Annotated in this window: 3 protein-coding genes; all 3 read left to right on the plus strand. The window is 64.4% G+C overall.

Annotated elements, in window-relative coordinates; translation table 11 throughout:
• A partial coding sequence (locus ACFQU0_RS18190; protein WP_382203149.1) for a toprim domain-containing protein occupies positions 1 to 412 on the plus strand: 412 nt, incomplete at its 5' end.
• Positions 409 to 2,034 (plus strand): YfjI family protein, encoded by a 1,626-nt coding sequence (locus ACFQU0_RS18195; RefSeq protein WP_382203150.1) that lies wholly within the window; start codon positions 409 to 411, stop codon positions 2,032 to 2,034. The genes ACFQU0_RS18190 and ACFQU0_RS18195, both read left to right, overlap by 4 nt.
• The gene (locus ACFQU0_RS18200) at positions 2,031 to 2,546 is read left to right on the plus strand and encodes a hypothetical protein (RefSeq protein WP_382203151.1); all 516 of its coding nucleotides are present in this window, start codon (positions 2,031 to 2,033) and stop codon (positions 2,544 to 2,546) included. Before ACFQU0_RS18195 ends, ACFQU0_RS18200 begins: the two co-directional genes overlap by 4 nt.
• The last annotated feature ends 4 nt before the right edge of the window (positions 2,547 to 2,550 follow it).

A 2,550-nucleotide genomic window follows, 5' to 3' on the forward strand; every position in this document is an offset into this window, starting at 1 on the left:
GTGCGACGGGCACCACCTGCTGATTCCGATGCGCGACACAGCGGGCAAGCTGCACAGCCTGCAAACCATCGCACCAGACGGCTGTAAGCGGTTTCAACCCGGCGGGCGGGTGAGGGGCTGTTATCACGCCATTGGCAAGCCTGACGGCGTACTGATCGTGTGCGAGGGCTACGCGACCGGCGCAAGCATCCATGAGGCGACCGGGCACGCTGTGGCCGTGGCTTTCAACGCGGGCAACCTGCGGGCGGTGGCTGAAGCCCTGCGCGCCAAATACCCGGCGCTGCGGCTGATCCTGGCCGCTGATGATGATGCGGCGACCCCAGGCAATCCGGGGCTAACAAAAGCGACCGAGGCGGCGCGCGCGGTGGGTGGCTACCTGACAAAACCTAACTTCGGTGAGGTGCGCGCATGAACGCCCTAACCGACTTCAACGACCTGCACCAGATCATCGGGGCCGATGCGGTGCGCGCTTGCATCAAGGCGGCGGAGCTGGTGGAATCCTTGCCGGATTCCGCCGATGTGCCCCAGGCCGACACGGCATGGCCTGACCCCGTGCCCCTGCCCGATGCCCTACCGGCGGTGCAAGCGTTTGACCCCGAACTGTTGCCCGAGGCTATGCGCGGCTGGGTGGCCGACATTGCCCACCGGATGCAATGCCCCCCGGACTTCACGGCGGTGGGTGCCCTGGTGGCGCTGTCCAGTCTGATCGGTGCGCGCGCTGTGGTGGCACCCAAGGCGCGCGACGATTGGCGTGTGGTGCCTGTCCTGTGGGGCGCAATTGTGGGCAGGCCGGGGGTGATGAAATCCCCGGCTTTGTCTGAGGTGTTGAAGCCCCTGCACCGGCTTGAAGCAACCGAGCGCGAACAGTGGCAGATAGCGCACGAAGCATGGGAGCTTGATTGCAAGGTGGCGACCATGGCCAGCGAGGCGAAAGAGAAACAGGCCCGAGGGTTTGCCGACAAAGACCCAGCGAAGGCGCGCGCGCTGTTGGAGCCGATGGACACACCAGCCGAACCCATGGCGCGGCGCTATGTGGTGAACGATGCGACGGTGGAGAAGCTGGCCGACTTGCTGACGGTGAACAAATGGGGCTTGCTGGTGTACCGCGATGAAATCCACGGCTTGCTGTGCAGCATGGACCGCCAAGGGCAGGAAGGCGCGCGGGGCTTCTACCTGACCGGCTACGACGGCAATCAAGGCCACGCGGTTGACCGCATTGGGCGCGGTGAATCGTATGTGCCGCGTGTGTGCCTGGCCATGCTGGGCGGCATACAACCCGGCAAGCTGCAAAGCTATGTGCGCGAGGCGGTGGCCGGTGGCGCGGGTGACGATGGATTGTTGCAACGCTTCGGGCTGGCCGTGTGGCCCGATGTGAGCCGAGAGTTTGCCTATGTGGACAGGTGGCCCGACACACCCGCCAGACAAGCGGCATGGGCAGTTTTCGAACGACTGAACACACTGCAACCGGCCAGCGATACCGACCCCCAGGAATGGCGGTTTTCAACCGAGGCGCAAGCCCTTTTTGTGGAGTGGCTGGAACCGTTTGAGACTGAGATACGCGGCGACGATCTGCACCCGGCGCTTGTGTCACACCTGAGCAAGTACCGCAAGCTGATTCCCGCCCTGGCGCTGATCTTTGCCCTGGTGGACACCTCCGAAAGCGGCGGCGTGATCCATGAGCGTGAACTGATCCGGGCGCTGGCATGGGGTGACTACCTGCGAAGCCATGCCGAGCGCATTTATGCGGCGGCAGTGATCCCGGAAACCGCCGGGGCCAAACAACTGTTGGACAAGATCAAGGCGGGCAAGCTGTGCGACAGCGACGGCGTGATTCTGGACGCCTTCACCCCCCGGCTGGTGGCCGTCAAGCATTGGGCGGGATTGGGCACACCTGAGGCGGTACGCAAGGCGGCGGACTTGCTGGCCGACTACGGGTGGCTGGCGCGCGAGGCAATCCCCACCGGGGCCGCTGGTGGCCGACCGACCGATCGTTATCTGATCCATCCCAGGCTGTTGAATGGGGGTGGCGCATGAAGTGGCTGGACCGGCTGAAAACACCAAAAGCCCCCGACCCCCACGCTACGAAACCTACAAAACCCCAGGAATCGAAACAGGCTGCAGGTTTCGTAGGTTTTGTAGCGTACCCCCCGGCACCTTTTCAGAAAATCGAGGCCAGCACAGCGGCGGCAAACGACGCCACCGACACCACACCGACAACTGACCCTGACCGCTGGTGCTGGCCGCACAGCGAGGCCATGAACGGGCAGGAAATCGACACCTTCACGGCGCGGCTGTCTCGCTTCACGGACAAGGGGCTGACCCTGACCGATGCAGAGCGCGAGGCCGACCGGCTGGCGATCCGGGATCGTGAGAACGACAACCGGCGGTTGTGCCTTGAATGTGCCCACCTTCACGGCGCTGGCCGCTGGCGCTGCGGCAACTGGCACCGGGCAGAGGTGGCCAATCAATTGAAGGATGCCCACCTACCCGGCGCGCTGGTGCTGACGTTGCAGCGGTGCCCAGGCTTCGGAGCAACGACACCATGAGCAA

It is taken from the genome of Hydrogenophaga defluvii (genome assembly GCF_042665235.1).
Taxonomy (GTDB): Bacteria; Pseudomonadota; Gammaproteobacteria; order Burkholderiales; family Burkholderiaceae_C; genus Hydrogenophaga; species Hydrogenophaga defluvii_A.

Coding starts and splice junctions, on each gene's coding strand:
- ACFQU0_RS18195 (WP_382203150.1), top strand. CDS start 409: ATGAACGCCCTAACCGACTTCAACGACCTGCACCAGATCATCGGGGCC.
- ACFQU0_RS18200 (WP_382203151.1), top strand. CDS start 2,031: ATGAAGTGGCTGGACCGGCTGAAAACACCAAAAGCCCCCGACCCCCAC.